Raw genomic sequence first — 17,148 nt, 5'->3', positions numbered from 1 at the left:
AACGCTGCATGGCAAATCAGCTCCGCGTCAGCACGTCATAGGACGGATCGTCGCGGTCGCGCCGGCTGGCCGGATTGCCGGGAAGCTGCGTGACTTCGCGGATCACGCCGTAATCGACAATGCAATCGCGCCGGTCGATCGCCCAGTCGCCGCCGCGCTTCGACCACTTGTCGACATAGCGCGCCCAGAATTCATGCTGGACCACCTTGTCGCCGTCCTGCCGCTGCAGCGAGGCATAGACATAGGATTCGCTGCCCGCGGTCTCGCCCGACAGCTCGATGATGACGTTGGTGACCTGGTGCGAGTGATAGAGGAACTTCTTGTGCTCCTCGCAGATGAAGTCGATCCAGCCGCGGCCCGTGCCGACATAGGACTCGCCGAAATCGGCGACGCTGTCCGCGTGGAACACCGAATGACCGACAGGAACGTCGAGTCGGTCGACCGATCGGCAATAGCGGTAGATCTTGTCGGCAATCTCCAGCTTGTCGGCAACTTCGGTGGGCGATAGGGTCATGGCTGTTTTCCGCCTTTGGTATGGATCGGCCGCTGCCTTGGTCAGCGGGTCGGCAAAGCGACATAGGACGGATCGCTATGGTCGCGGCTGGCCACCGTGTGCTGCTTCATCGGGGTCACCTCGCGGACTTCATCGAAGTCCATCACGGTCACTCGCTTGTCGATGGCCCATCGCCCGCCGCGCTTCGACCACTGATCGATATAGCGGCTCCACACGCTCATCTGCATCTGCTTGCCGCCGCGTTCCATCCGCAAGGTGGCGGTGACGTAGGCTTCGCTGCCCGCCTTGTCGCCATCCAGATCGATGATGATGTTCGTCACCTGGTGCGAATGGGCGAGCAGAGGGCGATGCGATTCGCACACCCAGTCGATGAAGCCCCGGCCCGTACCCTGGAACGTATCCGCGCCGTAGTCGGCGACGCCGTCCTCATGCCAGATCGAATAGCCGAGTTCGTGATCGATCCGGTCCATCGCCCGGCAATAGCGATAGATCTGATCGGTGATCGCCTGACGGTCCGCCACTTCGCGCAGCGTGGTTTCGTTGCTCACGGTTGGTCTCTCTAGCCGTTGGTGTCGTAGCTCGGCATCATCTGCTCGATGTAGACGATCTTCGCGCGACGATCGTCGGGCGAACCGGACGCATAGCCGGTGACGTCGTTCTCCTGGCCCCAGTTCCAGATCGGGCCATGCGGCAGCTGGCGCAGACCGACTTCCGCAACGTCTTCGGGCGTCGCCATGTCCTCGGGAATGGCCTGTCCGCTTTCTTCGAGGATCTTGCGATGCGAAGGCGTGTCGGTGCGGCCGAGCACCAGCGTCAGGACATCGACGCCAACATGCCGCAGTTCAGCCCAGAGTCCTTCGGCAAAGTTGAGGACGAAACCCTTCGAGGCGCAATAGGCCGCTATCCCGTGCATGCCGCCATAGCAGGCTCCCGAGCTCACCAGGATCATGCCACCGCGCCCGCGCGCCTTCATACCCTGGCCGAAATGGTGGGCGAGGTGCATCGTCGTGTTGACGTTCATCGTCACCAGGCCATCCCAGGCCGCGATGTCCTTGTCGAGGAAGCGCGAGCCGTTGGGATCGGCACCGGCATTGGTGATCAGCAGTCCGACTTCGCGGTCGCCCGCCGCCTTGGCGATCTGCGCCGCGGCATCGGTGGCGGAAAGATCGACCGAGGCGGTCACACATTCAACGCCCAGCGCCGTGAGTTCTGCGGCGGCGGCCTTGAGCTTGTCGGCGCTACGCGCGATGAGGATCAGATTGACCCCCCTGTCCGGCCAGGCGCCTGGCGAAGGCCAAGCCGGTGCCGTCCGACGCACCGGTGATCACCGCCCAGGGGCCATACTTCGTAGCTAGTTCGGTAGTGGCCATGGCCTTTCAACTCTCCCGTCTTTGGTTGCCAGCGAGACTGGCATCAATACTTGATTCGTCCAATGGTCGTGATATATTCATGAAATTCCGAATATGTCAAAAGCCTTCCCTTCCGAATCCGACCGGCGGTTCATGGACGAAGTGGCGTCGCTGATGGCGCCCTGGGGCTGGTCACGGAATGTGTCGCGAATCTTCGCCTACCTGCTGCTGCGCGAACAACCGGCGACTCTCGACGAGATCAGCGAGCATGTCGGCGTCGCCAAGTCGATCGCCAGCGTCGCCGCGCGCGAGCTGGAGCAATATGGCAATGCCCGCCGTCACAGCCAGCCGGGGACCAAGCAGATCCTCTATTCGGCGCCGGAAAAACGCTATGGCCCGTTCACCGACCAGGCGGCGATGATGGGCACGATGGCGGCGCTGATGATGCGCCAGCCGGTGGAGAGCGCCGCGGTGAAGAACCGCCTGACCGGGGTCGCCGCTTTCCTCGACGCGATGCGCGAGGCGATCGAGGAGGTCTACGAACGGCCCGAGTTCCGGGACTGATCAGGCCGGGACGCGTTCGGCCTTCGCCTCCTCGGCCTCGGCCAACTTCGGCAGCAGTTCGGCCACCCGCGCGCGGTAAGCCGCGACACCCTGCTCCTTGACCGGGCCGTAGCCGGCGATCAGGTCCGCCGCCGCGGCGAGTTCGACCGCGGTGTGCAAGTTAGCGGGAGCGACCTTGGCGGCCACTTGGCGGATCAGGTCGCGGTACTCGCCGATCAGCGCGCGCTCGAGCTTGCGGTCGGCCTGCCAACCGAGCAGGTCGAAAGGCGTGCCGCGCAGACCCTTGAGCTTCGCCAGCAGGCGGAATGCCGGCAGCGCCAGCCAGCCCGGGATCGCAACCTTCTTCGGACGCCCGGTCTTGGCATCCTTGCTCCACGAAATCAGCGGCGAGCCGAGGTTGATCTTGAGCTTCGGATCACCGGAGAACTGATCGCGCAGGCCTTCGAGGAAGGCGGGATCGCTGTAGAGCCGGCCGACTTCGTATTCGTCCTTGTAGGCCATCAGCTTGCCGAGGCCCTTGGCGACTTCGACCATGAAGGGTTCGCCGTCCACATTGCCACGCGTCTTGAGCACTGCTTCGATCTCGCCCAGGAACGCGCGATAGTCGGCCGCGTAGGCTTCGTTCTGGTAGGCGGTCAGCAGCTTCGTACGGCTCTCGACCACTTCGGCGAAAGTGCGCGGCAGCGGCGTGGCATGGGCCGAAGCGTCGGCCAGGTCGAACAGGTCGGCGGCGCTGTGCGCGGCAAGACGGCCGAGCGCGAGCGCGTTGAGGTTCGCCTTGGCCGCGACGCCGTTGAGCCGGATCGCCTCTTCGATCGAGCCTAGCGATACCGGCAGCAGCCCCTTCTGCGCGGCGAAGCCCACCATCATCAGGTTGGTGAAGATCGTATCGCCGAGCAACCGCCCGGCCAGCGCGCCGGCGCGCAAGGTGGCGATGTTCTCGGGCGCGACGCGTTTCGCGATCGCGCTGATAAACCGGCTGGCGGTGAGATCGAGGTTGCGGTTGGTCTGGAACTCGCCGGTGGGCGTGACGTCCTCGTTGGCGAGGACATGGGTATCGGGCCGAGCCAGGGTCAGCACGTCGGGCGCCGAGCCGACGATCAGGTCGCAGGCGATGACGAGGTCCGCCTGGCCGGTTCCCAGGCGCGCCGAAGGGATCGCGGCGGTGTCCTGGCCGATGCGGATGTGGCTTGTGACCGCGCCGCCCTTCTGCGCCATGCCGGTCTGGTCGAGCACCTTGGCGGCCTTGCCTTCGAGGTGCGCCGCCATCGCGATGATCGCGCCAACGGTCAGCACGCCGGTACCGCCGATGCCGGTGACGAGCATCGCCAGCGGCTTGCCCGATACGTCCAGGACCGCGGGCTCGGGCAAGGTCGTGACCAGCCGCGCCAGCGCCGCATCGTCGAAGCTGCGCTTGGCCAGCGTGCCGCCCGACACTTCGACGAAGCTCGGGCAAAAGCCCTTGATGCAGGAGAAGTCCTTGTTGCAGGTCGACTGGTCGATCGCCCGCTTGCGGCCGAATTCGGTCTCGACCGGGGTCACCGACAGGCAGTTCGACTGCACCGAGCAATCGCCGCAGCCCTCGCAGACCGCCTTGTTGATGAACAGCCGCTTGTCGGGATCGGGATAGTCCTTGCGCTTGCGCCGGCGGCGCTTCTCGTTGGCGCAGGTCTGCTCGTAGACGATCACCGAAGTGCCGGGGATTTCGCGCAGTTCGCGCTGCACCGCGTCGAGTTCATCGCGGTGTAGGATGCGCGTGCCGGGCGGCAGATCGCTTAGGTTGAAGCGAGACGGATCCTCGCTGACGAGAACGACCGGCTTGACCCCCTCGGCGACCAGTTCGTGGATGATCTGCTCGGGCTTGAGTGCGCCTTCGGCCGGCTGCCCGCCGGTCATCGCGACGGCATCGTTGTAGAGGATCTTGAAAGTGACGTTGCTTTTCGCCGCCACCGATGCGCGGATCGTCAGGAAGCCGGAATGCGTATAGGTCCCGTCGCCAAGATTCTGGAACATGTGCGGCGTCTCGACGAAAGTCTGAGCGCCGACCCAGGGCATGCCTTCCTGACCCATCGAGACAGTCTGCATCGTCCGCCGCTCGGGCATGAAATGCGCGAGGCCGTGGCAACCAGTAGCACCCATCGCATTCGAGCCTTCGGGCACCAAGGTCGAGGTGTTGTGCGGGCAGCCCGAGCAGAAATAGGCGGCGCGGATCGAGGTCCGCTCCAGGCCCTTGGCGCCCTCCTCAAGATCGCGCAGCGCCGCATCGCGCGCCGCGGCTTCATCGGTCAGGATGCCGAGCGCCGAAAGCCGCGCCACCAGCGCCTTGCGCACCGAACCGGGATCAAGCACGCCGATCTCGGAAATCAGCGTCGCGCCATCGGGCGTCGTCTTGCCCGAAAGTGCCGGCGCATCGGCACGGCCGTAGAAAATCCGCGCGATCTGCTCTTCGAGGAAGGCGCGCTTCTCCTCGACGACGAGCACTTCGGCGCTGCCGCCGCAGGCCTCGCGTGCAAAGCCGACGTCCATCGGCCAGACCAGCCCGAGCTTGACCACCCGCAACCCGATCGCCCGGCATTTCGCCTCGTCGAGACCCAGGTCGGCGAGCGCCTGACAGACATCGAGCCAGGCCTTGCCCGCGGTAACCACGGTCAGCCTGCGCGTCGGCGCGTCGTGGCTCACCCGGTCGAGCCGGTTGAGCTGGGCGAACATGGGCACGATGGGCAGGCGGTGCTCGATCACCGCCTCTTCCTGCTGCAGCGCCGAGGCGTTGAGCTTAAGGTTCGGCGACACCCGGCCCGCAAGATCGGGCATGCGGATCGGAAAATCGTGGCCCGGCAGCGTAACCGTCGTCGACAGGTCGAGCGTGTCGGTCACCGCCTTCATGCCGACGTACAGCCCGCTGGCCCGCGACAGCGCCCAGCCGAGCTGCCCCATCGACAGGATCTCGTCGGTGGTCGCCGGATAGAGCATCGGCGCCATCGCCGTGACCAGCACGTGCTCGGACTGGTGCGCGGTCAGCGAGGACTTGGCGGCATGATCGTCGCCGCAGAGCAGCAGCGCGCCGCCGTGCCTGTGCGTGCCCTCGAAATTCGCCGCCTTGATCGCCTCGCCCGCGCGCTCGACGCCGACGCCCTTGGCGTACCACAGCGAGAACACGCCATCGACACGGGCCTTGCCGTACCACCCGAGTTGCTGGGTGCCGCGCAGCGATGTCGCCGCCAGCTCCTCGTTGAGGCCCGGCTCGAAGCGGATGTCGTACTCGGTCAGCAGCTTCTCGGAAGCCCAGAGCTGCGCATCGAGCGTGGTGATCGGCGAGCCACGGTAGCCGGTGACATAGCCCGCGGTCTTGAGCCCCGCCGCCTTGTCGCGCTTCGACTGGTCGAGCAGCAGCCGCACCACGCCCTGCAGCGCGGAGAGCATCACCTGCCCGCCCTCTTGCGTGTACTTGTCGTTCAGCGTGACGACCGTCTTGGTCACGGTTTCCCCATTCTATGCATAGCCGATGCGCTTTCCAGATGGGTGCAGCCTATGCAAGCGGCAAGCGCGCTTGCGCCGCGGCGGTCAAGCAGGCTTGCCTGCCGGCCGGTCCGCACGGCGACCAAGCAAACGATAGCTTGCATTTACCCACCTCGCCGCAATGATGCCGCCGAATGCTGCGGCGATTCCGATGCCGCATGGGACGGGAAGAGGTTGAGATGACCAAAGTAATGGAAGGCGTGCGCATCCTCGAAGTCGCGCAGTTCACTTTCGTGCCGGCGGCCGGCGCGGTGATGGCGGACTGGGGCGCGGACGTGATCAAGATCGAACATCCCGTGCACGGCGATGCCCAGCGCGGGCTGGTCCGCGTCGGCGCCCACCCGATCACGCCGACGCGCAACACGATCATGGAGCATCCCAACCGCGGCAAGCGTAGCGTCGGCATCGACGTCGCCACCCCCGAAGGGCTCGCGCTGATCTATCGCATCGCCGAGACCGCCGACGTGTTCCTGACGAACTTCCTTCCCGCCACGCGCCAAAAGCTGAAAATCGACGTCGAGCACATTCGCGCGATAAATCCGAACATCATCTATGCCCGCGGCAGCGCCCACGGTGACAAAGGTCCGGAACGCGAGATGGGCGGCTATGACGGCACCGCTTTCTGGACCCGCGGCGGCATCGGCTATGCGCTGACGCCCGAGGAACTGCCCGGCATCATGTCGCAGGGCATCCCGGCCTTCGGCGACACGGTCGGCGGCATGAACATCGCCGGCGGCATCGCCGCAGCCCTGTTCCACCGCGAGCGCACCGGCCAGACGACCGAACTCGACGTCTCGCTGATGAGCACGGCGGCCTGGGCCTATGCCTCGTCGATGGCGATGAACATGGAATACGGCTTCCAGCTCCGCTCGCCTTATCCGCGTTCGGGCTCGACGCCGGGCAATCCGTTCATGGGCAATTTCCTGACCTCGGACGGCGGTACGATCAACCTCTGCCACCTCCAGCCCGGCCGCTATATCCGCGATACCTTTACCCATCTGGGAATGCCCGAGCTGGCCGATGATCCGCGTTTCAGCGAAGTCCATGCGCTGATGGAGAACTGGGAAGAAGGCGGCAAGCTGATCGCCGCTGCCATCGGCGCCAAGCCATTCGCCTACTGGCGCGAGCATCTGAAGACGCTGAAAGGCCAGTGGGCCCCTGCGCAGAGCGCCGCGGACCTTGCGCAGGACGAGCAGGCGCTGGCCAACGACATGATCTTCGAGGTTGAAGGCGACGGCGGCAAGCCGATCCGCCTGGTGCGCAGCCCGGTGCAGTTCGATCACCAGCCGCTGGTCACGACCCGCGCCCCGCAGGCCTCGGAGCATACCGAGACCTTCCTCATGGAATTCGGCCTCGAATGGGACGAGATCGAGCAGCTCAAGGCCAAAGGCGCGATCGCTTAAGGGAGGCGAAACAATGCAACTCAGCGACTATCAGGACAAATACTCGGGCATCCGCTTCACCCGCGAGGGCGGCGTGCTGGAAATGACGCTCCACACGCGCGGCGGGCCGGCAAAGTGGGGCTCCTCGCCCGATAGCCTGCATGGCGAACTCGGCGAAGCCTTCCTCGACATCGCGCGCGACCGCGAGAACCGCGTGATCCTGCTCACCGGCACAGGCGACAGCTTCATTGCAGGCTTCGATCCCGCGTTCTCCTATCCCGAAGCCAGCCTCGCCGAGATGTGGACGCGTATCTACGACGAAGGTGTGGCACTCCTCAACAACCTGCTGGCCTTACCTGTGCCGATGGTGGCAGCGGTCAACGGACCGGCGCTGATCCACGCGGAGATTGCCGTGCTTTGCGACATCGTGCTGGCATCCGACACCGCCGAATTCGCCGATCTCGCCCACGTGCCGAGCGGCGGAGCGATCCCGGGCGACGGCGTTCACGTAGTCTGGCCGATGCTGCTCGGCCCCAACCGTGGCCGCTATTTCCTGCTGACCGGCGAACGGATCCAGGCTCAGGAAGCGCGGCAGATCGGCGTTGTAGCAGAGGTGCTGAGCCCCGAAGGCCTGATGCCCCGGGCGCGCGAGCTGGCGGCACAACTGGCGAAACTGCCGCTGCCGCTTCTACGCCATACACGGATGCTTCTGGCGAAGGACCTGCGGCGCCGAATGTTTGACGAACTGCACAGCGGCCTGGCGCATGAGGCGCTGGCGACGCTCGTGCCGCAGAACTAGCCCCAACTCTGTCTCCCCTGCGAAAGCAGGGGCCCAGCCAAGCTCTCGGTCTGGAGATCATGCTTTCCGAGGCAGCGCTGCTTGGCCCCCTGCCTTCGCAGGGGCGACGGCCTAGTAGCGGTAGCGCCCCTCAGGCCGCTTCCGTCTGCAGATAGCCCGCCAGCTTGGGCACCTCGGCGAGCGCGCGCAGAGCGTCGTTGAGGTGCGTGCAGCCCTGGGGTCCGCGCAGTTCGGCCAGGACCGACTGGCGCACGTCGGTGATGCGCGTGCCGATCAGCCGCTTCGCATTGTGGATCGCGCCCGGGCATTCCGAGAACGGCAGAATGCGCGCCTCGGGCTCAAGCGTCAGGATCTCGAGCGTCTCGGCATCGGCGGTCACTCTCAGGTTGTATTCGTGGATCGCACCGCGGCCGCCGGTCTTGATCGCCACGCTGTCCTGGAACGCCGCGTCGACGCGGATCAGGCCCGAGGGATCGCGCGTAACGTCGATGCGCCGCGCGCGGCGGAAGCCTGGCCCCTGCGGATCGTAGAGCTCGTGCCAACCTTCGGGGTCCGCCGGATTGCGCACGTCGCCGGCGTTGGTTTCGGCGACGTCGCGCTTCGGACCATCGCCGGAAACGCCGCTGTTGCCTTCCTGTAGGCCCCAGCAGACGTTGACCCGATCGGACATCAGCTTGGCGAGCTCTTCCTCGCCCATCCGCTCGCGCATCCGCTCGAGGAAGTCGCCATGCCAGTGCGACCAGGCGAAGGCGGAAACCAGCGCGGTTCCCGAAATGTCGTCGAGCGCGAGGTAGATCGGCGCGCCCGATTCGATCAGCTCGGGCAAGGTCTCCTTGATAAACAGCCGCAGGTGATTGCCGCCGCGCATGCCCAAGAGACGCTCGGCCCCGACAAAGGATGGCGTAACCTCCATCGCGGTGATCGTCTTGTCGTCGGTCAGCCGGGCGCGGAATTCGGCCTGGTCGAGCACCCGGCCCGGCGCGCCTGCAACAGGCGTCAGATAGTCGCGCACGCGGCCGACGAACAGCCGGCCGCCCGTTTCGCCATCGGGCCAGGAGACGTCGATGCTCGACGTGCGGCGAACCGAATTGCTCGGGCGGGCCGGCGCGGGATTGGCGGTCGACTTGGGCGGCGGGGGGAGAACTTTACTAGCCATGCTTAGTAAAGTGTTCCCCTTTCGCCGGCATTTCAAGCGATGTCTGCTATCCTGACCAGCAGTTTTCCGACGAACGAATTGCCCGAGAACACGCTGGCGAAGGCTTCGGGCGCGGCTTCGATGCCCTCGACGACGGCTTCGGGGTAGGTGATCTTACCTTCGGATATCCAGCGAGCGATGTTTTCGAGCGCTTCCGGCCCTGCGAAAACGCCGGCAAAGCCCCGAATCTCGAGGCCCGTGCCCATGATCGTGCGGTAGAGCGCCGGCATATGGTCCGGCCCCGGCCCTTCCATGCCCATGCCGTAGTAGGCGATGTAGCCACACATCGCCATGCGCGAGCCGCGGTTGAGGTGCTTGAACACTTCGAGCGTCACGTCGCCGCCGGTGTTGTCGAAATAGCAGTCGATGCCGTTCGGCGCCGCCGCCTTGAGCTGGGCGGCGAAGTCGGCGGCCTTGTAATCGGCCGCGCCGTCGAAGCCGAGGTCGAGCAAAGCCTTCACCTTGCCCGGCCCACCGGCGATGCCGACAACCTTGGCGCCGAGGATCTTCGCGATCTGCCCGGCGATCGAGCCCACCGCGCCGGCCGCGGCGGAAATGGCGACGGTCTCGCCCGGCTTGATCCGCAGCGTCTCGATGCCGCCGTAAGCGGTCTGCCCGGGCATGCCGAGTGCGCCCAGCGCGGTCGAGACCGGCGCCAGACTGGTGTCGAGCTTGCGTGGCGGCCCGCGGTAGTCTGCCTGATCGGGCGCGACGACGGCATATTCGCGCCAACCGGTGCGGCCCTCGACCACGTCGCCGGGCTTGTAGTCGGGATGGTTCGAGGCGACGACTTCGGAAACTGTCGCGCCGGCCATCACGTCACCGAGCTGGAGGTGAAGCGCGCCCGACAGGCGAACTTCGTCCATCGCGAAACGGAACAGCGGATCGACCGCGAGCCACAGGGTCCTGAGCAGAATCTCGCGATCGCCCGCCGCCGGGATCGGCGCCTGCTCGACACGGAAGTCGGTCGGCCTGGGATTGCCCTTGGCGTAGGCCGCAAGGACGACCTGCTTCATCGTACCAGTCATTTCAACCGCACCGTCACCGCCGACACGCCGCGGTGGTCGAGCCCGCGATAGACCGGCTTGGGCTGGTCGGGATCGAGCCGCATCTTGGGAAACCGGTCCATCAGACCGCTGATTGCGACGATCATCTCCTGCCGGGCGACGTCCATGCCGAGACAGCGATGCGGGCCGAAGCCGAAGCCCATCTGGTGGCTCTTGTCGCGGAAGATGTCATATTCCTCCGGGTTCTTGAACACCGCCGGATCGTGGTTCGCCGCGCCGAGGCACATGTGGACGCGGCTGCCGGCCGGGACCAACACGCCTTCGACCTCGGTGTCTTCCATGCAGAGACGCGGGAAGACGGGATCGGTCGCGCGCCAGCGCAGGCCCTCTTCCACCGCCTGGTCGAGCAGGCCGCGTTCCTTCACGCCGGCCTCCCAGAAGTGGTAGTGATTCATCAGCGCGTCGATGGTGATGCCAAGCTGGCGCCAGGTCGTGCCGCCGCCGGCGAAGATCGCCAGCTTGCAGTAGCCAAAGATCTCGTCCTCGGTCAGCGGGCGCTTGTCGCCGGTGTCCTCGTCGACGATCTCGGCCTTGATCAGGCCCGAAATGAGATTGTCGCCGGCATTGGTGGCATTCTCGGCGATGAGATCGCGCAGAGTCTTGTCGATCCAGGCGCGCGACGCCGCCGATTCCTCGGCTGGAAGCCGAGCGGCACCAAAGGTCGCGCGATCAAGCTGATAGCGAAACTCGATGACGTTCGCGCCCTCGAGCCCGATCGCTCGCGTGACCGTGGCCATCGGCAGCAGAGCGCAGAGCTCGGAATTGAGGTCGACGGCGTCCTGATCCTGAATCCTGTCGAGCAGCGCGTCGACCGTTTCCTGGATCCAGCGCTTGTTCCACCAGTCGAGCACCTTGGGGCGCTTGAACAGTGGCTGCGCTGCCGAGCGCAGGCGCTTGTGCGGCTTGCCGACCATCGACAGGATCGTCTTGCCGATCGTCCGCACCCCGGCGCTCTCGTTATAGCCTTCGGACGAGAAGATCAGGTTCTCACGAAAGCCCACCTCGCAGGAACGGTAGGAGAAGAAGGTATAGCTCTCCCGCTCCGGCCCGTGCATTCCGGGCATCTCAGGCACGCCGAGCAATTCACGCAGCGACCCCTTGTGCACCGCCGAGCTGTCGCGCAGCCGGTTCATGTCCTGGGTGTAGTCCCGCTCCATGTCGACGCCGACGTTCGCCGACTGCTTCTTCATGTTGAACAGTTCGTCGTAGCGCGGGTTGTCCGACACCAGTGAGGCCAGTGCGTTCGACGTCGCGCCGCCTGAAACGGGACAGGTCGCCATCGATCAGCCTCCCACCTTGCGGCCGGCGGTCAGGCCGCCATCGACCGGCAGCGAAACGCCGGTGATGTTCGACGCCAGGTCAGAGACCAGGAACATCGCGGCCGCCGCCGTGTCGGCCGGGTCGATCGCCTTGCCGAGCGGATGCGCCTTGCCCATGCCTTCGAGGATCTTGTCCTTGTTCTCGCTGTCGGGATCCATGCCCGAATAGTGCGTCAGCATGCCAGCGGGGCAGACCGAGTTCACGCGGATACCCTTGTCGGCGACTTCGATCGCCAAGGTGCGGGTCAACGCGATCACGGCGCCTTTGGTCGCGCCATAGAGCACGCCGCCGTAGCCGATCATTCCGGCGACCGAAGCGGTGTTGACGATGGCGCCGCCGCCACCCTGCTTGTCGAACTGGCGGATCGCCGCCTGGGCACCGAAGACGACGCCGTTGATGTTCACTTCTTCGACCTTGCGCATCTCGTCGTGCGGCAGGTCGACCAGCTTGCGCAGGCCCACGCCCGGCACGGGGTTCACCGTGATGCCGGCATTGTTGTAGATCACGTCGAGCCGGCCGAAGGTCGCAACCGCGAGCGCGACCGCCGCATCGACCGAATCGGGATCGGCGACGTTGCACTGCACCGCCTTGATCTGGCCCTGCTGCGCCCCGGCGAGCTGAACCGATTCCTCAGCGCTCGGCAGGTTGATGTCGGCGGCGATGATCTTGGCGCCGTGTTCGGCCCAGAGCTTCACCGCCGCGCGGCCCACGCCCGAACCCGCACCCGTGATGACGGCAACCTTGCCTTCGAGAAGTCCTTGCATCTGCCTATTCCCTATCCCGTAGTTTTTGTGGCTTTATGCTGTGAAGCGAAGATCAGCCGCCCAGATTGAACGTCGTGACCATCTGGAATTCGCGCAGGCCTTCCTTGCCGCGCTCGCGGCCGAGGCCGCTCATCTTGATGCCGCCGCCCGAGGCGTAGCTCGACATGACCGCACCGTTGACGTTGACCGCGCCCGAGCGGATCTTGAGGCCGGTCTGGAAGGCGGCGACCTTGTCCTTGCCCGTGACCCAGGCGGACAGGCCGAACTGGCTGTCGTTGGCCATGGCGACCGCATGGTCGAGGTCCTTGTAACCGATGACCGTGACCACCGGACCGAAGATCTCCTCCTGCGCCGCCGGGTTCGAATTGTCAGGCACGTCGAGGATCGTCGGCTCGAAGTAATAGCCCTTGTCGAGACCCGCGGGGCGCTTGCCGCCCGCGACGACACGGCCACCGGCGGCCACGGCCGCGGCGGTGAAGTGCTCGGCGCGGGCGCGCTGGGCGGCGCTGATAACGGGGCCCAGCACGGTGTCGGGATCGCGCGCCGGGCCGATCTTCACATCGGCGACCGCGGCCGCCATCGCTTCGAGCACTTCGGCCTTCTTCTCCTGCGGCACGAAGACGCGCGTACCGAGCACGCAGCCCTGGCCGGCATGCGAAGTGCAGACCTGGAAGCCGTGCGCGGCGACGCGCTCGACCGAATCGGGCAGGAAGATCGCCGCCGACTTGCCGCCGAGCTCGAGCACGAGCCGCTTCAGCGTCGGCGCACCCTGCTCGGCGACCTTGGCGCCGACCGTGCACGAACCGGTGAAGCTGACCATGTCGACCGCCTTGTCGGTCGAGATCATCTGGCCGCCTTCGAGGCCCTGCTCGATGATCACGTTCATCACGCCTGCGGGAATGCCGGCTTCCTCGGCCGCTTCGGCGAAGATCAGCGAGGAAAGCGGGGTCAGCGGGTTGGGCCGCAGGATGACCGAATTGCCGGCCATCAGCGCCGGGACGACCTTCCAGAAGGCGGTATAGAACGGCACGTTGTAGGCAGAGATCGCCGAGACCACGCCCAGCGGACGGTAGAGCTTGAGGCTCTGGACCGAGAAATAGGGGTTCACCCGCTCGTGCAGCGGCAGGGGGTTCTCTTCATGCTCCGGCAGAGTCAGGAACATGTCGACGATCTCGTCGGTCATGCGCAGCGGCGCGTGGACCTGTGCGCCCATGACGGTCGACGAGACAGGGCAGCCGGCCTCGGTGATGGCGAATTCGTGCAGCGCGCCAGCACGCTTGCGCAGCGCTTCGGCATAACGGCGCATGGTTTCGCCGCGCTGCTTCATGGTGAGGCCGCTCCAGCGGCCATCGTCGAACGAAGTCCGCGCGGCCGCGATCGCCTTGGCGACCTGGCCCGTGCTGACGCCGCGCAGTTCGGCAACGACCGATTCGTCCGACGGGTTCTCGACGATGAAGCTCTGGCCTTCGCCCGAAACGAAAGCGCCATCGATATAGCCTGCGTAGCTCACGCAATTCTCTCCCGGTGAAATTCGTAATAACGAATTCTTATTCGAAAAAGCAAAATAGCTAAGCGACGGCCATTCGTCAACGAGACTCACGCGCTCATAGCGTCGTCCCGGATCGCAGCCGGGACGACCCGCTATCGCCTCAGGCCCAGATTTCCTCGTCGGTCGGCACCGGCTTGTTGGCGATGACTTTGCCGATGCGCGAGACGTTCATCAGGTGCTTGTAGTCGAGATTCTCGGAGATCGAATTGCCGCCCCATGACCCGCAGCCGAGCGTCGTCGTTGGCGCAAAGCCGTTGGTCAGCGAACCGCCCGCGGTCAGCGAGCTTGGCTGGTTGACCACGAGCCGGCTGATCGGCAGTTCGAGCCCGGCGTGACGGATGTTCGCCTCGTCGTTCGAATGCAGCGCCGCTGAGTGGCCTGCGCCCTCGACGATGAGGTTGGCCTTGGCCTTCTGCACGGCCTCCTCGAAGGTCTCGTAGGGCAGGATAGCGACGACCGGGCAGAGCTTCTCGCGCGCCAGGATGTCGTCCACGCCCGCACCCTTGGCCGGCAGCAGAATGATGCGCGCGGTCTCGGGCACGTCGATCCCGGCCATCTTGCCGACCTCGCGCGCCGAAATGCCGACTACGTCCTTGTTCAGGTGCCCGCCGGGGAAGACCACCTCGCGCAGCGCCTGGATCTGCGCCTCGTCGTCGGTGAACCAGACCTTGCCGGTGTCGGTAAAGGTCTTGACCGTCTCCGCGAACTGCTCCTGCGGGGCGAGCACGAACTGCTCGTGGCTGCAGATGATGCCGTTGTCGAACGAGGCACCGGTGACGATCTTGCCCACCGCGTCGGCAAGGTCGACGCCGCGGTCGATGATCACAGGGACATTGCCCGCGCCGACGCCGAACGACGGCTTGCCCGACGAATAGGCCGATTTCACCATCGCCCCGCCGCCGGTGGCGACGACGACGTCGACCGATTCCATCAGATGCTGGGTCTTGGTGATCGAGCCGTTCCTGACCACCTGGACGAGGTTCTCCGGCCCGCCATGCCTGCGCACGATGTCCTGGAAGGCGTCGGTCAGGTGCTCGGCGCACTGCTGCGCCTTGGGATGCGGCGCGAAGATCACGGCATTGCCGGTCTTGAGCGCGAACATGCCGTTGCACATCGGCGTCACCACCGGGTTCGTGATCGGCGTCACCGCGCCGACCACGCCCATCGGCTTGGCGACGAAGACCATGTTGTTCTCCTCGTCCTCGCCGATGATGCCGCGGCTCTTCTTGCCCTTCAGGCTGTTCCAGATCGCGCGGGCCTTGCCCTTCTTCTTCAGGACCTTGTCCTCGAAATTGCCGATGCCGGTCTCATCCACCGCCATGCGCGCCAGCTTCTCGGCATTGTCGTAGACGTATTTGCCGATGTCGCGGACGATCGCGTCGACCTGTTCCTGGCCGAAGGCCTCGAAGTCCGCCTGCGCGACCCGCGCCTTGGAAACGAGCGCCATGATTTCCGGATCGACCGAGAATGCGCTGTCCGACGTACCCATGCTGTGCTCCTGATCCCAAAATTACCTGCGCCGGGATCGGCCCCGGCGGTTTACCGCCTGACAAATAGGGTACTGCGCCCGATCGTCAAAGGCTGTTACCGCCGCTGCGATGTTGCCTTCGGCCGCGGGCCGCGCCTAAGGCGGGGCTATGGAATCGGCCGGCGCCAGCCGGGGCACGATGCGTGGGGAGCAACCACATGAACTACAAAGATTTTCTGAAGCAGCAGTGCTATATCGACGGCAAATGGTGCGACGCCGATGGCGGGGGGACTATCGACGTCACCGATCCCGGCACGGGTGGCAAGCTCGGCACCATCCCGAAGATGGGCACCGACGAGACGCGCCGCGCGATCGAAGCGGCCCAGGCCGCGCTGCCGGCATGGCGCGCCAAGACCGCGGGCGAGCGGGCCAAGCTGATGCGCCGCCTGTTCGACCTGATGATGGAGCATCAGGACGCGCTGGGCGAACTGCTCAGCCGCGAGCAGGGCAAGCCCTTCACCGAGGCCAAGGGCGAAGTCGCCTATGGCGCCGGCTTCATCGAATGGTTCGCCGAAGAGGGCAAGCGCGCCTATGGCGACGTGATCCCAAGCCATGCCGCCGACAAGCGCATCGTCGTGCTCAAACAGGGCCTCGGCGTGGTCGGCGCGATCACGCCGTGGAACTTCCCCAATGCCATGGTCACGCGCAAGCTCGGTCCGGCCCTGGCCGCGGGCTGCACGATGGTGCTCAAGCCCGCGACCGCGACGCCCTATTCGGCGCTGGCGATCGCCGCACTCTGCGAGATGGCGGGCATTCCGGCTGGCGTGTTCAACGTCGTCACCGGCAGCGCCGGCCAGATCGGCGGCGAACTGACGCGCAACCCCACGGTCCACAAGATCACGTTCACCGGATCGACCGAGATCGGCATCCAGCTGCTGCGCGAAAGCGCCGAAACGGTGAAGAAGTGCTCGATGGAACTGGGCGGCAACGCACCGTTCCTGGTGTTCGACGATGCCGACGTCGACGCCGCGATCGAAGGCGCGATGATCTCCAAGTTCCGCAACAACGGACAGACCTGCGTCTGCACCAACCGGTTCTATGTCCAGGACGGGGTCTATGACGAATTCGTCAGCAAGCTGGCCACGCGAGTCAAGGCGATGAAGGTCGGCTACGGTATGGACGAAGGCGTCGACGCCGGCCCGCTGATCGACGAAGCCGCGGTCGAGAAGGTCGAGGAGCATCTGGCCGACGCGCTCGCCGGCGGTGCCAAGGTCTTGGCCGGGGGCGCGCGCAGCCCATTGGGCGGCACCTTCTTCCAGCCGACCGTCATCGCCAACGTCAAGGCCGACATGAAGCTCGCGCGCGAGGAGACCTTCGGCCCGCTCGCCGGCGTGATCCGCTTCAAGAAAGAGGCCGAGGCGATCCGCCTTGCCAACGACAGCGAGTTCGGCCTGGCTTCGTACTTCTATTCGCGCGATCTCAGCCGCGTCTGGCGCGTCGCCGAGGCGCTCGAAGCGGGCATGGTCGGGATCAACACCGGCCTCGTCTCCACCGAAGTCGCGCCCTTCGGCGGCATCAAGATGTCGGGCCTCGGCCGCGAGGGCTCGAAATACGGTCTCGAGGATTTCATGGAGACCAAATACCTCTGCATGGGGATCTGA

At 65.6% G+C, this 17,148-nt stretch carries 14 protein-coding genes; 4 read left to right on the top strand and 10 right to left on the bottom strand.

Annotated features, from left to right (window positions below):
* Positions 1 to 16 precede the first annotated feature (16 nt).
* The 3 genes from KRR38_RS23240 to KRR38_RS23230 are packed head-to-tail and all read right to left on the bottom strand — an operon-like array spanning position 17 to position 1,832.
* A complete protein-coding gene (locus KRR38_RS23240; protein ID WP_217405846.1) occupies positions 17 to 514 on the bottom strand; it encodes a nuclear transport factor 2 family protein in 498 nt (165 codons plus the stop codon).
* 41 nt (positions 515 to 555) lie between these two features.
* Positions 556 to 1,062: a nuclear transport factor 2 family protein gene (locus tag KRR38_RS23235; RefSeq protein WP_309141126.1), complete on the bottom strand. Its 507-nt coding sequence runs from the start codon at positions 1,060 to 1,062 to the stop codon at positions 556 to 558.
* An 11-nt stretch (positions 1,063 to 1,073) separates the two neighbouring features.
* Positions 1,074 to 1,832 (bottom strand): SDR family NAD(P)-dependent oxidoreductase, encoded by a 759-nt coding sequence (locus KRR38_RS23230; RefSeq protein ID WP_309141125.1) that lies wholly within the window; start codon positions 1,830 to 1,832, stop codon positions 1,074 to 1,076.
* Between the two features lie 145 nt (positions 1,833 to 1,977).
* Here KRR38_RS23230 and KRR38_RS23225 point away from each other — a divergent pair, with 145 nt between their 5' ends.
* Positions 1,978 to 2,427, top strand: coding sequence for a GbsR/MarR family transcriptional regulator (locus tag KRR38_RS23225; protein ID WP_217405845.1), 450 nt, complete (start codon positions 1,978 to 1,980; stop codon positions 2,425 to 2,427).
* On the opposite strand, the gene KRR38_RS23220 is transcribed toward KRR38_RS23225, so the two are convergent.
* On the bottom strand, positions 2,428 to 5,904 hold the full coding sequence (locus KRR38_RS23220; protein WP_217405844.1) for an indolepyruvate ferredoxin oxidoreductase family protein: 3,477 nt from the start codon (positions 5,902 to 5,904) through the stop codon (positions 2,428 to 2,430).
* A gap of 218 nt (positions 5,905 to 6,122) precedes the next feature.
* Between KRR38_RS23220 and KRR38_RS23215 the strand changes: the two genes are divergently transcribed.
* Positions 6,123 to 7,346 (top strand): CaiB/BaiF CoA-transferase family protein, encoded by a 1,224-nt coding sequence (locus KRR38_RS23215; RefSeq protein WP_217405843.1) that lies wholly within the window; start codon positions 6,123 to 6,125, stop codon positions 7,344 to 7,346.
* 13 nt (positions 7,347 to 7,359) lie between these two features.
* Positions 7,360 to 8,124 carry an enoyl-CoA hydratase/isomerase family protein gene (locus KRR38_RS23210; RefSeq protein ID WP_217405842.1) on the top strand — a complete coding sequence of 255 codons (765 nt, stop codon included), beginning with the start codon at positions 7,360 to 7,362 and terminating at the stop codon, positions 8,122 to 8,124.
* 130 nt (positions 8,125 to 8,254) lie between these two features.
* Here KRR38_RS23210 and KRR38_RS23205 read toward each other — a convergent pair whose 3' ends face one another.
* The 6 genes from KRR38_RS23205 to KRR38_RS23180 form a co-directional block, all read right to left on the bottom strand.
* The gene (locus tag KRR38_RS23205; protein WP_217405841.1) at positions 8,255 to 9,280 is read right to left on the bottom strand and encodes a DUF2889 domain-containing protein; all 1,026 of its coding nucleotides are present in this window, start codon (positions 9,278 to 9,280) and stop codon (positions 8,255 to 8,257) included.
* A gap of 32 nt (positions 9,281 to 9,312) precedes the next feature.
* Positions 9,313 to 10,335 carry an NADP-dependent oxidoreductase gene (locus KRR38_RS23200; RefSeq protein WP_217405840.1) on the bottom strand — a complete coding sequence of 341 codons (1,023 nt, stop codon included), beginning with the start codon at positions 10,333 to 10,335 and terminating at the stop codon, positions 9,313 to 9,315.
* An 8-nt stretch (positions 10,336 to 10,343) separates the two neighbouring features.
* Positions 10,344 to 11,666 carry a cytochrome P450 gene (locus KRR38_RS23195; protein WP_217405839.1) on the bottom strand — a complete coding sequence of 441 codons (1,323 nt, stop codon included), beginning with the start codon at positions 11,664 to 11,666 and terminating at the stop codon, positions 10,344 to 10,346.
* 3 nt (positions 11,667 to 11,669) lie between these two features.
* The gene (locus KRR38_RS23190) at positions 11,670 to 12,470 is read right to left on the bottom strand and encodes an SDR family oxidoreductase (protein WP_217405838.1); all 801 of its coding nucleotides are present in this window, start codon (positions 12,468 to 12,470) and stop codon (positions 11,670 to 11,672) included.
* A gap of 52 nt (positions 12,471 to 12,522) precedes the next feature.
* Positions 12,523 to 13,980 (bottom strand): aldehyde dehydrogenase family protein, encoded by a 1,458-nt coding sequence (locus KRR38_RS23185; RefSeq protein WP_217405837.1) that lies wholly within the window; start codon positions 13,978 to 13,980, stop codon positions 12,523 to 12,525.
* Between the two features lie 139 nt (positions 13,981 to 14,119).
* Complete coding sequence (locus tag KRR38_RS23180) at positions 14,120 to 15,508, bottom strand: aldehyde dehydrogenase family protein (RefSeq protein ID WP_217405836.1); 1,389 nt, start codon at positions 15,506 to 15,508, stop codon at positions 14,120 to 14,122.
* 197 nt (positions 15,509 to 15,705) lie between these two features.
* On the opposite strand from KRR38_RS23180, the gene KRR38_RS23175 reads away from it, so the two are divergent.
* Positions 15,706 to 17,148 carry an NAD-dependent succinate-semialdehyde dehydrogenase gene (locus KRR38_RS23175; protein ID WP_217405835.1) on the top strand — a complete coding sequence of 481 codons (1,443 nt, stop codon included), beginning with the start codon at positions 15,706 to 15,708 and terminating at the stop codon, positions 17,146 to 17,148.

Source organism: Novosphingobium sp. G106 (genome assembly GCF_019075875.1).
GTDB lineage: Bacteria > Pseudomonadota > Alphaproteobacteria > Sphingomonadales > Sphingomonadaceae > Novosphingobium.
The sequence above is the reverse complement of the archived record's forward strand: the minus strand, read 5'-3'. Positions and strand labels throughout refer to the sequence as shown.

Coding starts and splice junctions, on each gene's coding strand:
- KRR38_RS23240 (WP_217405846.1), bottom strand. CDS start 514: ATGACCCTATCGCCCACCGAAGTTGCCGACAAGCTGGAGATTGCCGAC.
- KRR38_RS23225 (WP_217405845.1), top strand. CDS start 1,978: ATGTCAAAAGCCTTCCCTTCCGAATCCGACCGGCGGTTCATGGACGAA.
- KRR38_RS23215 (WP_217405843.1), top strand. CDS start 6,123: ATGACCAAAGTAATGGAAGGCGTGCGCATCCTCGAAGTCGCGCAGTTC.
- KRR38_RS23210 (WP_217405842.1), top strand. CDS start 7,360: ATGCAACTCAGCGACTATCAGGACAAATACTCGGGCATCCGCTTCACC.
- KRR38_RS23205 (WP_217405841.1), bottom strand. CDS start 9,280: ATGGCTAGTAAAGTTCTCCCCCCGCCGCCCAAGTCGACCGCCAATCCC.
- KRR38_RS23200 (WP_217405840.1), bottom strand. CDS start 10,335: ATGAAGCAGGTCGTCCTTGCGGCCTACGCCAAGGGCAATCCCAGGCCG.
- KRR38_RS23195 (WP_217405839.1), bottom strand. CDS start 11,666: ATGGCGACCTGTCCCGTTTCAGGCGGCGCGACGTCGAACGCACTGGCC.
- KRR38_RS23190 (WP_217405838.1), bottom strand. CDS start 12,470: ATGCAAGGACTTCTCGAAGGCAAGGTTGCCGTCATCACGGGTGCGGGT.
- KRR38_RS23180 (WP_217405836.1), bottom strand. CDS start 15,508: ATGGGTACGTCGGACAGCGCATTCTCGGTCGATCCGGAAATCATGGCG.
- KRR38_RS23175 (WP_217405835.1), top strand. CDS start 15,706: ATGAACTACAAAGATTTTCTGAAGCAGCAGTGCTATATCGACGGCAAA.